Source organism: Aurantimonas manganoxydans SI85-9A1 (assembly GCF_000153465.1).
In the GTDB taxonomy this organism is placed as follows: domain Bacteria; phylum Pseudomonadota; class Alphaproteobacteria; order Rhizobiales; family Rhizobiaceae; genus Aurantimonas; species Aurantimonas manganoxydans.
This window is the reverse complement of the sequence record NZ_CH672387.1, coordinates 924949-941059: the sequence shown is the minus strand read 5'-3', so window position 1 is coordinate 941059 and position 16111 is coordinate 924949. Positions and strand designations below refer to the sequence as shown.

Genomic DNA, 16111 nt, shown 5'->3' with positions numbered 1-16111 from the left:
GCCCAAAGGGCCCACCGGCGCCGCGCGGCAGATCAGCCACGCGGCGCATCGCGGTGGATCACTCGGCGGCGACGCCGAGCCGCATGCGCTCCATCTCCTGCAGCGCGCGGCGGTATTCGACCGGCATGACCTTGACGAATTTCGGCCGGTGCTCCTCCCAGTTCTCCAGCATCTCCGCCGCCCGGCGCGAGCCGGTATAGTGGTGATGGTTGGAGATCAGCTGGAACAGCCGCTCGCCGTCGTGGCCGGTCATGTCCGAGGACAGGTCGACCCGGCCTTTGTACTGGAGGTCGCCGCCATGGTGATGCAGCTTCTCCATGATGTCGTCCTCTTCCGGAACCGGCTCCAGATCGACCATGGCCATGTTGCAGCGCTCGGCGAAGTCGCCCACCGCGTCATAAACATAGGCGACGCCGCCCGACATGCCGGCGGCGAAGTTGCGGCCGGTCTCGCCGAGAATGACGACGACACCGCCGGTCATGTACTCGCAGCCATGGTCGCCGACGCCCTCGACCACCGCCACGGCGCCCGAATTGCGCACCGCGAAGCGCTCGCCGGCGACGCCGCGGAAATAGCACTCGCCCGAGATCGCCCCGTAGAGCACCGTGTTGCCGATGATGATCGACTCCTCCGGCACGATGCGGGTGTCCTCGCGCGGACGCACCACGATGCGGCCGCCCGACAGGCCCTTGCCGACATAGTCGTTGCCGTCGCCGGTCAGCTCGAAGGTGATGCCGCGGGCAAGGAACGCGCCGAAGCTCTGGCCGGCGGTGCCGGTCAGCTTCACGGTGATGGTGTCGTCGCGCAGGCCCTTCAGCCCATAGCGCTTGGCCACCTCGCCCGACAGCATCGCGCCGGTCGAGCGGTCGACGTTGGAGATCGGCGTCTCGATGGTCACCGGCTCGCGCGCCGACAGGGCCCGCTCGGCCTCGGCGATCAGCCTGCGGTCGAGGATGTCGTCGATCGGGTGCTCCTGCAGCTTCGTCCAGCGCACCGCGTCGGCCGCCGCATCGGGCTTGTAGAACACCTTGGAGAAGTCGAGACCGCGCGCCTTCCAGTGCTCGATCATCGGCTTCTTCTCGAGCAGCTGCGACTGGCCGACGAGCTCGGCCATGGTCCGCACGCCCATCTCCGCCATGATCATCCGCACCTCTTCCGCGACATAGAAGAAGTAGTTGATCACGTGCTCCGGTGCGCCCTTGAAGCGCTTGCGCAGCACCGGGTCCTGGGTGGCGACGCCGACCGGGCAGGTGTTCAGGTGGCACTTGCGCATCATGATGCAGCCGGCGGCGATCAGCGGCGCCGTCGAGAAGCCGAACTCGTCGGCGCCCAGAAGCGCCCCGACGATGACGTCGCGGCCGGTCCGCAGGCCGCCGTCGACCTGCAGGCAGACGCGGTCGCGCAGGCCGTTCATCACCAGCGTCTGCTGGGTCTCGGCGAGGCCCATCTCCCACGGGCTGCCGGCATGCTTGATCGAGGTCATGGGCGAAGCGCCGGTGCCGCCGTCATAGCCCGACACGATGATGTGGTCGGCGCGCGCCTTGGCGACACCCGCCGCGACCGTGCCGACGCCGACTTCCGACACCAGCTTGACCGAGATGTCGGCCGCCGGATTGACGTTCTTCAGGTCGTAGATCAGCTGCGCCAGATCCTCGATCGAATAGATGTCGTGGTGCGGCGGCGGCGAGATCAGGCCGACGCCCGGCGTCGAATGCCGGGTCTTGGCGATGGTCGCGTCGACCTTGTGGCCGGGCAGCTGGCCGCCCTCGCCGGGCTTGGCGCCCTGCGCCACCTTGATCTGCAGCATGTCGGCATTGACGAGATATTCCGTCGTCACGCCGAAACGGCCCGACGCGATCTGCTTGATCGCCGAACGCTCGGGGTTGGCCGTGCCGTCGCTCAGCGGCAGGAAGCGGTCCGATTCCTCGCCGCCCTCGCCGGTGTTCGACTTGCCGCCGATCTGGTTCATCGCCCGTGCCAGCGTCGTATGCGCCTCGCGCGAGATCGAGCCGAACGACATGGCGCCGGTGCAGAAGCGCTTGACGATGTCCTTGGCCGACTCGACCTCGTCCAGCGGCACCGGCGTGCGGCCGGCTTCCTCGGCCATCTTGATGTGGAACAGGCCGCGAATGGTCGAGCTCTCGACCGCCGCCTCGTTCACCATCTTCGCGTAGTCCTGGTACTTCTCCCAGGAATCGGTGCGCACGGCGTGCTGCAGCGTCGCCACCGCGTCGGGCGACCACATGTGGGTCTCGCCGCGCATGCGGTAGACATATTCGCCGCCGATATCCAGCGAGCGCTGCAGGACCGGATCGTCGGAGAAGGCGCGGGCATGGCGCTCGGCCGTCTCGCGGGCGACCTCCTCCAGGCCGACGCCCTCGATGGTCGTCGCCGTGCCGGTGAAGTAGCGCTCGACGAATTCCGACTGCAGGCCGACCGCGTCGAAGATCTGCGCGCCGCAATAGGACTGGTAGGTCGAGATGCCCATCTTGGACATGACCTTCAGAAGGCCCTTGCCCACCGACTTGATGTAGCGGGTCACCACCTCGTTGGCGTCGACCTCCGGCGGGAATTCCTTGCGCCGGTGCATGTCGAGCAGCGTGTCGAAAGCCAGATACGGGTTGATCGCTTCGGCGCCATAACCCGCCAGGCACGCAAAGTGATGCACCTCGCGCGGCTCGCCCGATTCCACCACCAGGCCGGCGGCGGTGCGCAGGCCCTTGCGGATCAGGTGATGATGCACGGCCGCGCAGGCCAGCAGCGCCGGGATCGGGATGCGGTCCGGGCCGACCTGCCGGTCCGACAGGATGATAATGTTGTAGCCGCCCGCGACCGCCGCCTCGGCGCGCTCGCACAGGCGCTCCACCGCACCCGCCATGCCCGCTGCGCCGGCTTCCGCCGCATAGGTCATGTCGATGGTCTTGGTGTCGAACCGGTCCTCGGTGTGGCCGATGTTGCGGATCTTCTCCAGGTCGCCATTGGTCAGGATCGGCTGGCGCACCTCAAGCCGCTTGCGGCGCGAGGAACCCTCCAGGTCGAAGATGTTCGGCCGCGGCCCGATGAAGGAGACGAGGCTCATCACCAGCTCCTCGCGGATCGGGTCGATCGGCGGGTTGGTGACCTGGGCGAAGTTCTGCTTGAAATAGGTGTAGAGCAGCTTCGACGACGACGACATCGCCGAGATCGGCGTGTCGGTGCCCATCGAGCCGATCGCTTCCTGGCCGGTGGTGGCCATCGGCGCCATCAGCGTGCGGGTGTCCTCCAGCGTGTAGCCGAAGGCCTGCTCGCGATCGAGCAGCGAGACGTCCGAGCGCGAGGCGCGCGGCGCCACCGGCTTCAGGTTCTCCAGGATGATCTGGGTGTTCTTCAGCCACTCGCCATAGGGGTTGGCCGACGCCGTCTCGCGCTTGATGTCCTCGTCCGAGACGATGCCGCCCTTCTCCAGGTCGATCAGCAGCATGCGGCCCGGCTGGAGCCGCCACTTCTTGACGATGCGCGCCTCGTCCACCGGCAGCGTGCCGGCTTCCGACGCCAGGATCACCAGATCGTCGTCGGTGACGATGTAGCGGGCCGGGCGCAGGCCGTTGCGGTCCAGCGTCGCGCCGATCTGGCGGCCGTCGGTGAAGGCGACGGCGGCGGGGCCGTCCCACGGCTCCATCAGCGCGGCGTGATACTCGTAGAACGCCTGGGTGTCCTTCGGCATCTGCTTGTTGCCGGCCCAGGCTTCCGGGATCAGCATCATCATGGCGTGGGACAGCGGATAGCCGCCCTCGGTCAGGAATTCGAGCGCGTTGTCGAAGCAGGCGGTGTCGGACTGGCCCTCGTAGGAGATCGGCCACAGCTTGGAGATGTCGTTGCCGAACAGCTCCGAATCGACCGAGGCCTGGCGCGCCGCCATCCAGTTGACGTTGCCGCGCAGCGTGTTGATCTCGCCGTTATGGGCGACCATCCGGTAGGGATGGGCGAGCTTCCACGACGGGAAGGTGTTGGTCGAGAAGCGCTGATGCACCAGTGCCAGCGCGCTTTCGAAGCGCGGATCGGTGAGGTCGGCGTAATAGGCGCCGAGCTGGTAGGCCAGGAACATGCCCTTGTAGACGATGGTGCGGGCCGACAGCGACACGACATAGAAGCCGATGTCGCGGCCTTCCGTCTCCACATGGACGCGGTTCGACACGACCTTGCGCAGGATGAACAGCCGGCGCTCGAACTCGTCGTCGCTGGTCAGCGTCGGCGCCCGGCCGATGAAGACCTGCCGGTGCACCGGCTCGGTCGCCACGATCTCCGGCGCCTTGGACAGCTGCCCGTTGTCCACCGGCACGTCGCGCCAGCCCAGAACCGTCTGGCCCTCCTCGCGCACGACCTCCTCGAACACCGCCTCGATGTGGCGGCGCTTCTCGGCGTCCTGCGGCATGAAGACGTGACCGACGCCGTACTGGCCGGCGGCCGGCAGTTCGATGCCCTGGCCGGCCATCTCCTCGCGGTAGAGCCGGTCCGGGATCTGCACCAGCATGCCGGCGCCGTCGCCCATCAGCGGATCGGCGCCCACGGCGCCGCGATGGGTCAGGTTCTCCAGAATCTGCAGGCCCTTCTCGACGATCGAGTGGGACTTCTGGTTCTTCATATGCGCGATGAAGCCGACGCCGCAGGCATCGTGCTCGTTGCGCGGATCGTAGAGGCCGATCTTCTCCGGCATGGTGCGCGGCTTGATCGCGGCACCGATGGTCGCGGCGGCGGTGTCGTTCGAGATCGTGGTCCCGAAGGTCCCGGCGTTGGATGGCGTCAGCTTCGTCATCGCGTCGTCTCCCGTCGTCGCGCCGCCGTTGCCGGCCGCGCATCTTGTCGCGCCGTTTCAGGCGCAACCTTGGCTCCGGTCCCGCGCCGTCCGCCTGTTGCGGGAGAAGCTCCCTCAGGCGTCCGGGCCGAACCCGAGCGACAATGTCTCGTTTCCGCCGGCTTTTCGCATGGCCGCTGGCGTCAGGATAGAACCCGGGCGCGTCTTTTCCGCGCGCCATCGTGCCAGATCGCGCTTTTTCACCAGCCGATTTATGGCAGCATCACTGTCCTATCGACCGTAATATGACAGAAGCGGTGCCACGCCACAAGGCCACCCCCGGCAGCGCCGCCTCTCCGGCCCACGCGGATTCGCCAACCGCCGGGCCGCGCGCTGGTCTTCCGGCGACCCGCCTCGCCCGCGGGGATCGCACCCGGCAACCGCCGCCGCATGCCCGCAGTGCATACGAGATCCGCGCCGCGCCCCGCTTGCCCTTGTCCGCGGCGCATTATAACTGCCCGCCATGATCTTTGCTTCCGATAACTGGTCTGGCGCCCATCCGGCGATCAACGCAGCCCTCACCGCCCACGGCGCCGGCATGGCCGCCGCCTATGGCGCGAGCGATCTCGACAGGCGCGTCGAGCGCCGCTTCGACGAATTGTTCGAGCGCGAGGTCGCGGTGTTCTTCGTGGGCACCGGCACCGCCGCCAACTCCCTCGCCTTCGCCGCGGTCAACCGGCCGGGCGGCGTCGTCCTGTGCCACCGCGAGGCCCACGTCATCGAGGACGAGTGCGGCGCGCCGGAATTCTTCACCCATGGCGCCCGCATGGCGCCGATCGACGGCCCCGACGGCAAGATCGACCCGGACAATCTGAAGCGCGAGATTTCCCGCTTCAAGCCGGACTTCGTCCATGCCGGCCAGCCCATGGCCGTGACCATCAGCCAGCCCGGCGAGGCCGGCACGCTCTACAGCGGCGACGAGATCGAGACGATCGCGAAGATCGCACACGACCGCAATCTCGCGCTCCACATGGACGGCGCGCGCTTTGCCAATGGCCTCGCCGCCACCGGCATGACGCCGGCCGAGATGACCTGGAAGCGCGGCGTCGACATCCTGTCCTTCGGCGCCACCAAGAACGGCTGCTGGTGCGCCGAGGCCGTGGTCTTCTTCGACCCCGCCAAGGCCAGCCAGTTTCCTTATATTCGCAAGCGCGGTGCCCAGCTCTTTTCCAAGACCCGCTTCGTGGCGGCCCAGTTCATGGCCTATCTGGAGAACGATCTCTGGCTCGAGCTCGGCAGCCATGCCAACCGCATGGCCGACCGCCTGCGCGCCGGCCTCGACGCCAGCAACCAGGCCCGCCAGGCGTGGCCGACCCACACCAATGAGAGCTTCGCCATTCTCAAGGCCGACCGGGCCGAGGCGCTGAGAGCCCGCGGCGCGGTCTTCTACGATTGGAACCCGCCGCACGGCTTCCACGACATCGTCGGCGACGACGAGCATCTGGTGCGCCTCGTCACGAGCTGGTCGACGACCCCCGACGAGGTCGACCGCTTCTGCGAACTCCTGGCCTGATCCAGCCCGATCGGTCGCCCGAGCGACGGCCGATCGGCCTCTGATCAAGTCCCGAGCGACCCCCGTCGGCCGCAAATCGGCCCTCGACAGGCCCCAGGCGGCCTATGAGAGGCCCCTGACCGGCCTTCGACAGGTCCCTGACTGGGCCTTGGCCGGCCTCTGACGTCCCTCTGGCGAGAAAGCCCCACGGGCCGGATCGCGCGTCGAGCGTGACCCGCGGACGACCACGGGTCTCGACCGGGGCACGCGCGCCCCGGGCCGATCGGGCCGATGGACGGATTTCTTCGGAACGGTTGACCGCGCACGGGATTTCCGTAGCGTAGGTTCACAGCCAGAGGAGAACGTCATGTCCACAGACGCGTTTCATCAGGGCGAACTCGCTTTCCGCAACAATTTCCCGATGTCGTCCTGCGAATATCCGGCCGGCTCTTCCCTGCGCGCCGCGTGGATGGAGGGCTGGACCACGGCCCGCAACGCGGCGCCGACGGGCACCGGCCAGCATGCCGGCATGATGAAGGACGCCCGCACCGCCACCAATCTCGGCCGCCACGACGCCCCCCACGAATCCTGACGCGGCCGGGCTGGGCACGAACGAGGCGCGACGGCCCCGGCCGTCGCGTTTTTTGTGCGGGGACGGAAAGCAAATGGACGGCGGCTTTCGACCCCAGTTGGCCATCCGGAGCGCCTTCGTCGCGCGCCGAAACCTGCCATACGATCAGCTGCGCCAGAAGATACCTCTTCTGAGCTGCAACTCGCTGAGGTACCGCAACGTGTCCGAATGCTTCAGGGCGACCATTGTCACCATCGCATCCGCCTGGCCACGCGCCGGAAGTTCTGAATAAAGAGATCCATAAACTCTGGATCACCTTTGGCGAATCCCGCCTGTACTAGCAGGTTCCTAGTCAGCCCCGTCTGGATCTCCGAGACGAGACGGTCGGCGTTCGCCTCGTGCCACCCAGCGCGCCCGACCGGCATCCATGCCCAGCCATTGCGGGGCTCGCCCGCAAGTTCCTGCTGAACGACCGCCTTATCATATTGCTCAAGGTGCGCCAGAGAGCCAAGCAGCTCGAACCGCTCGAGAATAAGCTCGAAATCGGGTGCCAGCCCGATGAAGCTCTTGCCCCACTCGGAGAAGATCGTGAGCAGGTGATCGCTGAGCGGTGTTTTGTGTCGGTCAAGTCCCTCGATCTGCTTCCACGCGTCATTCTCGGTGCCTTTCCAGGCCCCGAGGAAAAGCGTTTCGATAGTCCTAACCGGCTCTCTGTGCTCGCGATGAATGACGGAATCGAAGAGGTGATGCAGCGCGCTCCATCGTCCGGCGCGCGTCAAGCCGAGCCCGTAAGCGGTGAAGACGAGAACTGCTGGATAGGACCGGAGGTTCAGGAAAAACGTGAGACCGTCGCCGACCTTCTCTGCGTGGGTATAGAGGCTGCGTACGACGTCAAGTACGAGCGGCAATTCGGTGTCGTCGCCCCATCTACCGAGCACGCCCGCCATGGTCGCAAGTCCCTCGCTGGCGGCTTCATACTTGGAGACGCGCGCTCGGAAGAGGGACTGATCCCACTGGCCGGGTGGCGCGAACTCCGCCGTGTCGAGCTGCGCGATGAGCCGGTTGGTCTCTGCGGTGAACAGTTCGTCGAGCTGAATGCGGTACTCCGGCTTTGCGAGAAAGCGCTTTGCGCTGTTCACCAGCAATTCAATGCTGAGCGGGTTCTGCCGCTGGCTCTGCTCAAGCGTCTCGACGCGCTGGCGCAGCGAGGAAAAGAAGCCGTCTGCATCGGCGATGGGGATAACGCGGGCCCGACGATGATCGACTAGCTCCTGCGCACCACCACCGAGATTGCCACGCGCGGCCCAGAACAAGGAATAACGGCGGTTCGGCGCGCGAAAGAATGCCGCTCGCAGCGCATGGTCCCAGTCACCCGACCAGCCGCATACTATCAGCCCGTGCTCATCCAGAATGCGGTCAAGCAGCCCGTCATACGGCGCTGGGTAGCCACTCAGCTCCTCCTCGGTGTTGAGAATGCGCACGTCTTTATAGTCGCCATGCAGCTTCAGGAGGTAGCAGGCGCTATGTGTAATCGGTTCCGCCCCGGCGAGCGCATCTACGGAAGCCACGACCGTCGGCTCGATGCCGCGCTCGCGTAGCGCGTTTTCCATGAGCCGGTCGAAGTTGGTGGTGACAATCACGCGGATGTACCCGCCGCGCACAAGATCCGCGATCGCGTTATGGGCGGCAGTGGGGACTTTCCGCCCCTCTTCGCGGTCTTCTTCAGTCGGTTCGATGTAGCCGTGTAGGATCGAGCGGCGTTCTTCCTGCGAGGAGGCCAACTCCTCAAGGAGGGTCGAGTACTTCGGCTCCTCGCCCGTCCTATCGCGATACCATGCGGCCCAATCGGGCTGATCTTCGACTCCCTGCGCGAGCGCCACGCGACGGATAAGATCAAGGGTGATCTCCCAACCGGTCGGGATCTCCGCTGCGCGCGAGAGACCGGAGCCGAGTAGAACAGCGAAGACGCCCTTATTCTCGTAGATGGAGAATGCGAGCTGAGTTAAAGGGTCGTGTGTGAGAAGAGGCAATCTGAATCCCTCCTGGTTTCCGGGTTGAACACTGCCAACTGACGCACCGCTCCGATTCCAATTGATATGCTCTCATCTCGGACGGCAAACTAGGGTTCTTAAGCAAAGAAGCGGTTGCTTTGCAGCAATGCATCCATCGACCGAATGACGGCTTTCGTCCCTCACCGTCCGAAAGCTAACCATCCGCTTGCCACCCATACCAGCCGCCAAAGCACGTCGCCGACTCAACGCTCCCCCCAAACAAAAACGGCGCCGTTTCCGGCGCCGCTCTCTTCCCGTTCCGGGTCTGCCGATCAGGCGGCGTTCGCCTCGATCTGCTTCTCGTTGACATTGTCGGCCGTGGTGATGGCGATCCGGCGCGGCTTCATCGCCTCAGGGATCACCCGCACGAGGTCGATATGCAGGAGGCCGTTCTTCAGGGCGGCGCCCTTCACCTCGACATATTCGGCCAGCTGGAAGCGGCGCTCGAAGGCGCGGCCGGCAATGCCGCGATAGAGCGTCTCGAACGTCTCGCTCTCCTGGCTCTCGGCCTTCTCGCCCTTGACCGTCAGCACGTTCTCGCGCGCCTCGATCGACAGTTCCTCGTCACCGAAGCCGGCGACGGCGAGCGTCACGCGATAGGCGTTCTCGCCGGTGCGCTCGATGTTGTAGGGCGGATAGGTCTGGCCGTTGTCGGCGAGCGTCTGGCTGTCGAGCAGCGAGAACAGACGGTCGAAACCGACGGTGGAACGATAGAGGGGGGCAAAGTCGACATGACGCATGATGTTCTCCATTCAGAAGCAACGAGGTTTGCGTAAGGCGCCCGGCACGCATCCCGAATTGGCGATGCAGCCCGGCGTGCGGCCCCGTCTCGGCGACCGCGTGACAAAAATAATGGCGCGATTTTTGCCGTTCAAGAGCGCCCGCAAGCCGGCCGTGCAGATTTTTCTCAGGTCCGCCCTCCCGCGCGCGCGTCGCAGGCGTGCCGCCCCAACGGGCTGCCCAACGCTCTGATCGTGCATGGTTTTCCGGCGGGTCCGCCTGAACCGCAGATGAATGCCGCCTTCCGGGGCCGTTCATCTGCCCTGGTGCAATGTGGCGTCAGATTTCAGCCGCCCACGAGACATCGGGCGGCCCGCCAAACGGTCGCAGCGTCCCGTCCCTTCCGCTGTGGCCGCTCCGGCCGGAAGCCCGTCAAAGGGCTTCCGGTCGATCCCCTTTCCACCTCTGTCCCGCCGACACGCCCCAGCCTCGCGCCTCCGCGTTTCCGCCCCCGCACAGCCGCCGCCCCGGCCGGCCGCCAACGCGGAAGGCTTTGACCCGCCCGGCCCCGGCCACTAAAAGCGCGCAACGGCCATGGCCGCCGGATTGCCAGCAGAACGGCCGGTCCCGGGCGAAGCGGAAACGACATGAACGAAGCCTTCAATCCGGACGAACTCGTCGTCACCGAGGCCAATCCGGCGCCCGCCGGCATCACCGCCTCGACTTTCCGCGCCCCCGACGGCAAGCGCCTGCGATATGCGGTCTCGCCCTCGGCGCTGGAGCGCACCCGCGGCACCGTCATCCTGCTGCAGGGCCGCAACGAGAACATCGAGAAATATTTCGAGACCATCGGCGAGCTCAATCGCCGCGGCTACATGGTCGCCACCTTCGACTGGCGCGGCCAGGGCGGCTCCGAGCGCATGCTGCGCGATCGCCGCCGCGGCTATGTCCGCCGCTTCGGCGCCTATGTGAACGATCTGGAAGCCTTCATCCAGGACGTCGCCCTGCCCGACTGCCGCGGCCCCTTCGTCATCCTCGCCCATTCCATGGGCGGCCTCGTCGCGCTGACCGCGGCGCCGCGCCTGGTCAACAGCATCGAGCGCATGGTGCTCAGCGCGCCGCTCGTCGCCTTCCCGGCGAACCGCGCCATCGGCACAAGAGGCCTGCATCGTCTCGCCCGGCTCGGCCGCTGGCTCGGCCTCGGCCGCCTGCCGGTCGCCCCGTCGCTGCTGCCCGGCCGGCGCGTCCGCGCCGCCAGCCCCGCCCTTAGCAGCGATCCCAAGCGCCTGGCCCGCAACGCCGCCCTCGCCGAGGCGGCGCCTTGGCTGTTTCTCGGCAAGCCGACCGTGGCGTGGCTGGCGGCAGTCACCGGCGCCATGCGGCGGCTGGAGGATTCCGACAACATCGCCCGGCTGGGCGTGCCTACCCTCATCGTCACCGCCGGCCATGACGCGGTCGTTGACAGCCGCGCCGCCGAGCGGCTGGCCTGGCGCATGCGCTCGGGCTCCAGCCTGACCATCCCCTTCGCCCGGCACGAATTGCTGCAGGAGGCCGACCGCTTCCGCGCTCCCTTCATGGAGGCGTTCGAATCCTTCACCGCCGGCGCCCTGCCTCTCGACTGACCCGGACACGCCTTGGGGCCCGGCCCGCGCGAACACCGACGATGTCACCGCGGCATGACGCCCAGCCCGCGCCGGGGCCAGCGACCGTCAGCGGTTCAGCATCGCCAGCGCCGCCGCGTGCAGCTCCGGCGTTCCCGCCGCGACGATGTCGCCGCCCGATTCCGGCCGCCCGCCATCGAGCCGGGTGATGATGCCGCCGGCCTGCTCGATGATCGGCACCAGCGCGACGATGTCGTAGGGCTTCAGCCCGGTCTCCACCACCAGATCCACCTGCCCCGCCGCCAGCATGCAGAAGGCGTAGCAATCGGTGCCGAAGCGCGTCAGCCGCGCCTTGGCCTCCAGCGCCTCGAAGGGCGGCGTCCCCTTCGGCTCGAACAGCCGCGGCGAGGTGGTGAACAGCGTAGCCTCGTCCAGCCGGCGCACGTCCCGCACGGCGAGCCGCGTGCGCGTTCCGCGATGCAGGCCCCACGCCGCCTCGCCGTCGGCGACGAAACGCTCGCCGGTGAAGGGCTGCGACATGATGCCGACCCGCGCCCGGCCCGATTCGCAATAGCCGATCAGCGTTCCCCACACCGGCACGCCGGAGATGAAGGCGCGGGTGCCGTCGATCGGATCGATCACCCACAGCCGGTCGCTGGTGCCGCTTGCGCCGAATTCCTCGCCGAGCACCGCATGGTCCGGATAGCGCGCCGCGATCGCCGAAAGGATCGCCCGTTCGGCCGCCCGGTCGGCTTCCGTCACGGGGTCGAAATCCGCGGCGCGCTTGTTGTCCACGGCCGTGCCGGCGCGAAACCGCGGCAGCGTCTCGGCATCCGCCGCATCGGCGAGTTCGAACAGGAAGGAGACGTCGGGAAGAATCATGCGCGCGAAGAATCCATGGCTCCAAAGAACCCAGATCCTAGCGGATCGCTGCGAACCGGGCGACCTGTGAATGCGCGCCGCGCAGCGTTTCCCCCACGCCCTCCGGCCATCGGCGGACGCGACAGATGCCTTAATATGTGGCGGCAAACTTTTCTGCACGATTTCGATGCAGATTCCGCTTGCATCCTGTCGCAGTGCAGCATATCTTTGTTTTGCGGTGCTGATGTGCCGCTGCCCTTACGGGCGTTTCCTCCCTAGACTCAGACCGCGCTGCCCTCCCGCAGTGCGGTTTTTTTTCGCGCCGCCGACGTCCGGGCCGGACTATTCGGCGGCCGCCGGCAGCCCGTAATCGGCGTCCACATCCTGCGCGAAGCCCACGACGAAGGCCGCCAGCCGCTCCGCCAGCGCCTCGAAGCCGGCATGCGGGCGGTATATGCGCTCGTCGGCATAGAGCCCGCGATTGATCTCGATCTGGATCGCGTGCTGGCCGACCGCCGGCCGGCCGTAGCGCTCGGTGATGTAGCCGCCGGCATAGGGCTTGTTGCGCGCCACGTCATAGCCGAGCCGCGTCAGCCGGCCGGTGGCGATGGCCATGAGCCGGGCGCCCGCGCTGGTGCCGTAGCGGTCGCCGAGCACCATGTCCGGCCGCCGGCCGCCCGGCAGCGCTCGCACGCTCGACGGCATCGAATGGCAATCCACCAGGATCGCCATGCCGAATCGTTCCTTCGTGCGCCGCAGCCGCTCCTCGACAGCCGCGTGGAACGGCTTGTAGATCGTCTCGATCCGATCGATCGCCTCGGCCAGCGGCAGCCGCTGGCGGTAGATCTCCTCGTTTTCCGCCACGATCCGCGGGATCGTGCCGAGCCCGCCCGTCACCCGCACCGAGCCGACATTGACGTAGTCGGGCAGCGGCTCGGAAAACATCTGCGGGTCGAGCTCGTAGGGCTCGCGATTGACGTCGAGAAACGCCCGCGGGAACCGCGCCCGGATCAGCGGCGCGCCAAGCTTGGGCACGCATTCGAACAGCTGGTCGACGAACAGATCCTCGGATCGTCGGATCGAATCGCCCGGCAGCCGCGTCGCCGCCAGGAAATCGGCGGGATAGTCGCGACCGCTGTGGGGAGAGCAGAAGACGAAGGGGATGGTCGGCTCGGCCGGTTCGACGACTTCGAAGGCGGGAACCGCCCCGCTGGCCGTCGTGATCATGGGTATGTTCGCCAAACTGTCCCCTTCCGGTTGGATGGCGCACCGAAAAATCCGCCGTCCACCGCCGGATCCTGATTCCTTTTAGAAAAAGTTCCGGCATTCTGCTATGGAATTGCGACCTCAATGAACAGCCGCCGGCATCGTTGCGCCCGGCGTATCCGGATAACGTGAATGTCAAAGATTCTACTCGCCGAAGACGACAACGATATGCGCCGTTTCCTCGCCAAGGCGCTGGAGCGGGCCGGCTACGAAGTGGTCAGCTACGACAACGGCGGCAGCGCCTATGAGCGCCTGCGCGAGGAGCCCTTCTCGCTGCTCCTGACCGACATCGTCATGCCGGAGATGGACGGCATCGAGCTGGCGCGCCGCGCCACCGAGCTCGATCCCGACCTCAAGGTGATGTTCATCACCGGCTTTGCCGCCGTCGCGCTCAATCCCGATTCCAAGGCTCCCAAGGACGCCAAGATCCTGTCCAAGCCCTTCCATCTGCGCGAGCTGGTCGACGAGGTCGCCCGCATGCTCGAGGACGCCGCCTGACCGGCTGCCCCCCCACGGCGCCTGAGGGGCGCGGAATCGCATCTTTCGACGATCCCGGTCCTGCAGATGCAGGCGGGGCGCCGGCGCCCCGCCTGCCCCGCGGGATCGCCGCCCGCCGCGGCTTCTCCATCCGGGCGGCGCGCGCGCCTGGCGCAAGCCTCCCGCCGGATCGCGGCATTCCCGGCGCCGATCCGACGCCGGCGCACCGGCTCCGGCGACCGTCGGACCGGCCATCGAATTCTTCGCCAAAATGGCCGCAAGACCCTATTGACGACCGCTTTGGTCTGTGGTCAAAGCCGCCTCGTCGGATGGGCGTGTAGCTCAGCGGGAGAGCACTTCGTTGACATCGAAGGGGTCACAGGTTCAATCCCTGTCACGCCCACCATCCGAACTTTCCCTTACATTCAGATGCTGCCAGCTTCGCCCGATCGTGGCGATGCCTCTGCCTGCGCCGTAGAGCGCGGACCGCACCGGGAGTGCGTGCCGATCTTCCTTGACGGGCGCTTAACGCCGCCCCGCTCACCCATGCACTCATCGCATGGCTCACCTGCAAGCATCCCGATACCGCAGCGCAGCAAGACCGCCTATATCTCGCTCATCGGAACGACGCGCCGGAGACGTTGGCGCCGAACCGGACAACATTGGAGAGAGATCATGGCCACCACCCGCCCGAGCACCATGCGCCGCATGTACAACGCCTTCGTCGACGCCCGCTTCCGCTCCGTCGAGCGCGAGATCGCCCGCGTCCGCATCTATCACCTGGAAGACAGCGCCCGTTCGAAGCTCGAAGGCTGAACAGGCATCCGAGGGGCAGCCTGTCCCTTGTGAGACGATCAGGCCGGTTGCCGACCGCGCGTCGGCCCCGGCCCGCCATCCGGCCGGCGCGCCATGTGTCCGACCGCCGAACCGGTCCCTGACCGGCAGCGGCGGCCCGGCACGTTGGGAGCGCACCGAGCCGCCTCGTATCTTCCCTTCCGAGATTGCCCACCCCCGGGGAAGACGACACACGCTATCCTAAGCTTACCGCACGTCAATCCGTCGCTGCCTGCGAACTGTGCAGAACGCGTCGTCGCGACCCGATTGCCCTCGCTCCACCAGGCGGGGCTGCGCCGGCTCGCCGCGTTACGGCAGATTGTCCCGCATGAAGATGTCGATGCGGATCTGCTCCTGTGCTTCCAGCACCGGCCGGTCGTCGATCAGCGCCTTCAGGATGCGTACCGCGCTGCGCGCCTCGTGCCCGGCATCCTGGTTGATCACCGCATCGAAGATGCCGTCATGCAGCGCCGCGCGCGCATGCGGGCTGACCTCGTGCGCCACCACGCGCACCCGGCCGGCGAGCCCGGCCCGTTCCAGCGCCGTCACCACCCCGCGATTGCCCGCGCCGAGGCTGTAGAGCCCGGCGATCTCGCCGTCCTGCGCGAGCAGCTCGCCCAGAAGCGACGCCACCCGCTCGGCATCGTCCAGCCCTTCCAGCGACGGCAGCACGGTCAGATGCGGATAATGTTCCCGCATCACCGTCTCGAAACCCTGCCGCCGCTCGACATGGTCGCGCAGCAACATCGACCCCGCGACGACGGCGATCCGTCCCGGCGCACTGCCGCAGAAGCGGCCGAGCAGCCCGGCGGCCGTGCGGCCCGCCACGACATTGTCGATCCCCACGAAGCGGTCGCGGCTGGAACCGGGCAGGTCGCTGACCAGCGTTACCACCCGCACGCCATCCACGATAAGACGGCCGATCGCGTCGCGCACCTCCGCCGCATCGGTGGCGACCACCGCCACGCCGTCCGTCGCCGAGCGGTCGATGGCATCGAGCGCGTGCGCCAGCGCCGGCCCGTCGAAGGCCGGCACCATGGTGACGGTCACCTCGGCGCGCTCCAGCGACGAATGTTTCGACGTCGCCTGCACCGCCGCCGCCAGCCCGCGCATGAAGCTGTTGTCGCCGTCCGGCAAAAGGAAGCTCAGCCGGTAGCGGCGCTTCTTCGACAGATTCGCCGCGGTGATGTCGCGGGTGAAGTCGAGGCGCTGCATCGCCTCCTCGACCTTGGCGACGGTCTTGGCCCGCACGCCGGCCCGCCGGTTCAGAACCCGGTCCACCGTGGCCAGACTCACCCCCGCCGCACGGGCGACATCCCGGATCGTCGGTCGCGACATCACGCCTTGTCCATTCCCGTCAGTTCCCATCGGGTCCCGCCATCCGGTTGCCCCGGCCAGGACCGTACC

Annotated in this window: 11 protein-coding genes, 1 tRNA gene and 1 pseudogene; 7 read left to right on the top strand and 6 right to left on the bottom strand. The window is 67.1% G+C overall.

All coding sequences use genetic code 11. The annotated features are described in order from the left end of the window. Window positions 1-58: 58 nt before the first annotated feature. A pseudogene (gltB, locus tag SI859A1_RS04475) lies at window positions 59-4684 on the bottom strand (glutamate synthase large subunit); the annotation flags it as partial. A gap of 610 nt (window positions 4685-5294) precedes the next feature. Between gltB and SI859A1_RS04470 the strand changes: the two are divergent. Together SI859A1_RS04470 and SI859A1_RS21820 are read left to right on the top strand one after the other, a co-directional pair. Beyond that, window positions 5295-6344, top strand: a complete 1050-nt coding sequence (locus SI859A1_RS04470) for a threonine aldolase family protein (protein ID WP_009208658.1) — start codon at window positions 5295-5297, stop codon at window positions 6342-6344. 346 nt (window positions 6345-6690) lie between these two features. Continuing rightward, window positions 6691-6915, top strand: a complete 225-nt coding sequence (locus SI859A1_RS21820; RefSeq protein ID WP_024348933.1) for a ribosome modulation factor — start codon at window positions 6691-6693, stop codon at window positions 6913-6915. Between the two features lie 227 nt (window positions 6916-7142). Here the strand turns inward: SI859A1_RS21820 and SI859A1_RS04460 are convergent, their stop codons facing one another. Both SI859A1_RS04460 and SI859A1_RS04455 read right to left on the bottom strand, forming a co-directional pair. After that, entirely contained in the window at window positions 7143-8924 is a 1782-nt protein-coding gene (locus SI859A1_RS04460; protein WP_009208657.1) for an SIR2 family protein, read from the bottom strand. Between the two features lie 293 nt (window positions 8925-9217). After that, a complete protein-coding gene (locus tag SI859A1_RS04455) occupies window positions 9218-9685 on the bottom strand; it encodes an Hsp20 family protein (RefSeq protein WP_040326275.1) in 468 nt (155 codons plus the stop codon). Here SI859A1_RS04455 and SI859A1_RS21295 point away from each other — a divergent pair. Together SI859A1_RS21295 and SI859A1_RS04450 are read left to right on the top strand one after the other, a co-directional pair. Beyond that, complete coding sequence (locus SI859A1_RS21295; RefSeq protein WP_148233731.1) at window positions 9684-9917, top strand: hypothetical protein; 234 nt, start codon at window positions 9684-9686, stop codon at window positions 9915-9917. The two genes, SI859A1_RS04455 and SI859A1_RS21295, sit on opposite strands and share 2 nt — an antisense overlap. A 395-nt stretch (window positions 9918-10312) precedes the next feature. After that, window positions 10313-11287: an alpha/beta fold hydrolase gene (locus tag SI859A1_RS04450; RefSeq protein ID WP_009208655.1), complete on the top strand. Its 975-nt coding sequence runs from the start codon at window positions 10313-10315 to the stop codon at window positions 11285-11287. 87 nt (window positions 11288-11374) lie between these two features. On the opposite strand, the gene hisN is transcribed toward SI859A1_RS04450, so the two are convergent. Then, entirely contained in the window at window positions 11375-12145 is a 771-nt protein-coding gene (hisN, locus tag SI859A1_RS04445) for a histidinol-phosphatase (RefSeq protein WP_040326274.1), read from the bottom strand. Window positions 12146-12469: 324 nt separating this feature from the next. Further along, window positions 12470-13354, bottom strand: a complete 885-nt coding sequence (locus SI859A1_RS04440; RefSeq protein WP_040325253.1) for an N-formylglutamate amidohydrolase — start codon at window positions 13352-13354, stop codon at window positions 12470-12472. A 171-nt stretch (window positions 13355-13525) separates the two neighbouring features. Between SI859A1_RS04440 and cpdR the strand changes: the two genes are divergently transcribed. The 3 genes from cpdR (at window position 13526) to SI859A1_RS21580 (ending at window position 14686) form a co-directional block, all read left to right on the top strand. Then, window positions 13526-13891: a cell cycle two-component system response regulator CpdR gene (cpdR, locus tag SI859A1_RS04435; RefSeq protein WP_009208652.1), complete on the top strand. Its 366-nt coding sequence runs from the start codon at window positions 13526-13528 to the stop codon at window positions 13889-13891. 310 nt (window positions 13892-14201) lie between these two features. Beyond that, window positions 14202-14276 (top strand) — tRNA-Val (locus SI859A1_RS04430). Window positions 14277-14545: 269 nt separating this feature from the next. Further along, on the top strand, window positions 14546-14686 hold the full coding sequence (locus SI859A1_RS21580; RefSeq protein WP_154653357.1) for a hypothetical protein: 141 nt from the start codon (window positions 14546-14548) through the stop codon (window positions 14684-14686). A 327-nt stretch (window positions 14687-15013) separates the two neighbouring features. Here SI859A1_RS21580 and SI859A1_RS04425 read toward each other — a convergent pair whose 3' ends face one another. Beyond that, on the bottom strand, window positions 15014-16042 hold the full coding sequence (locus tag SI859A1_RS04425; RefSeq protein ID WP_040325251.1) for a LacI family DNA-binding transcriptional regulator: 1029 nt from the start codon (window positions 16040-16042) through the stop codon (window positions 15014-15016). Between the last annotated feature and the right edge of the window lie 69 nt (window positions 16043-16111).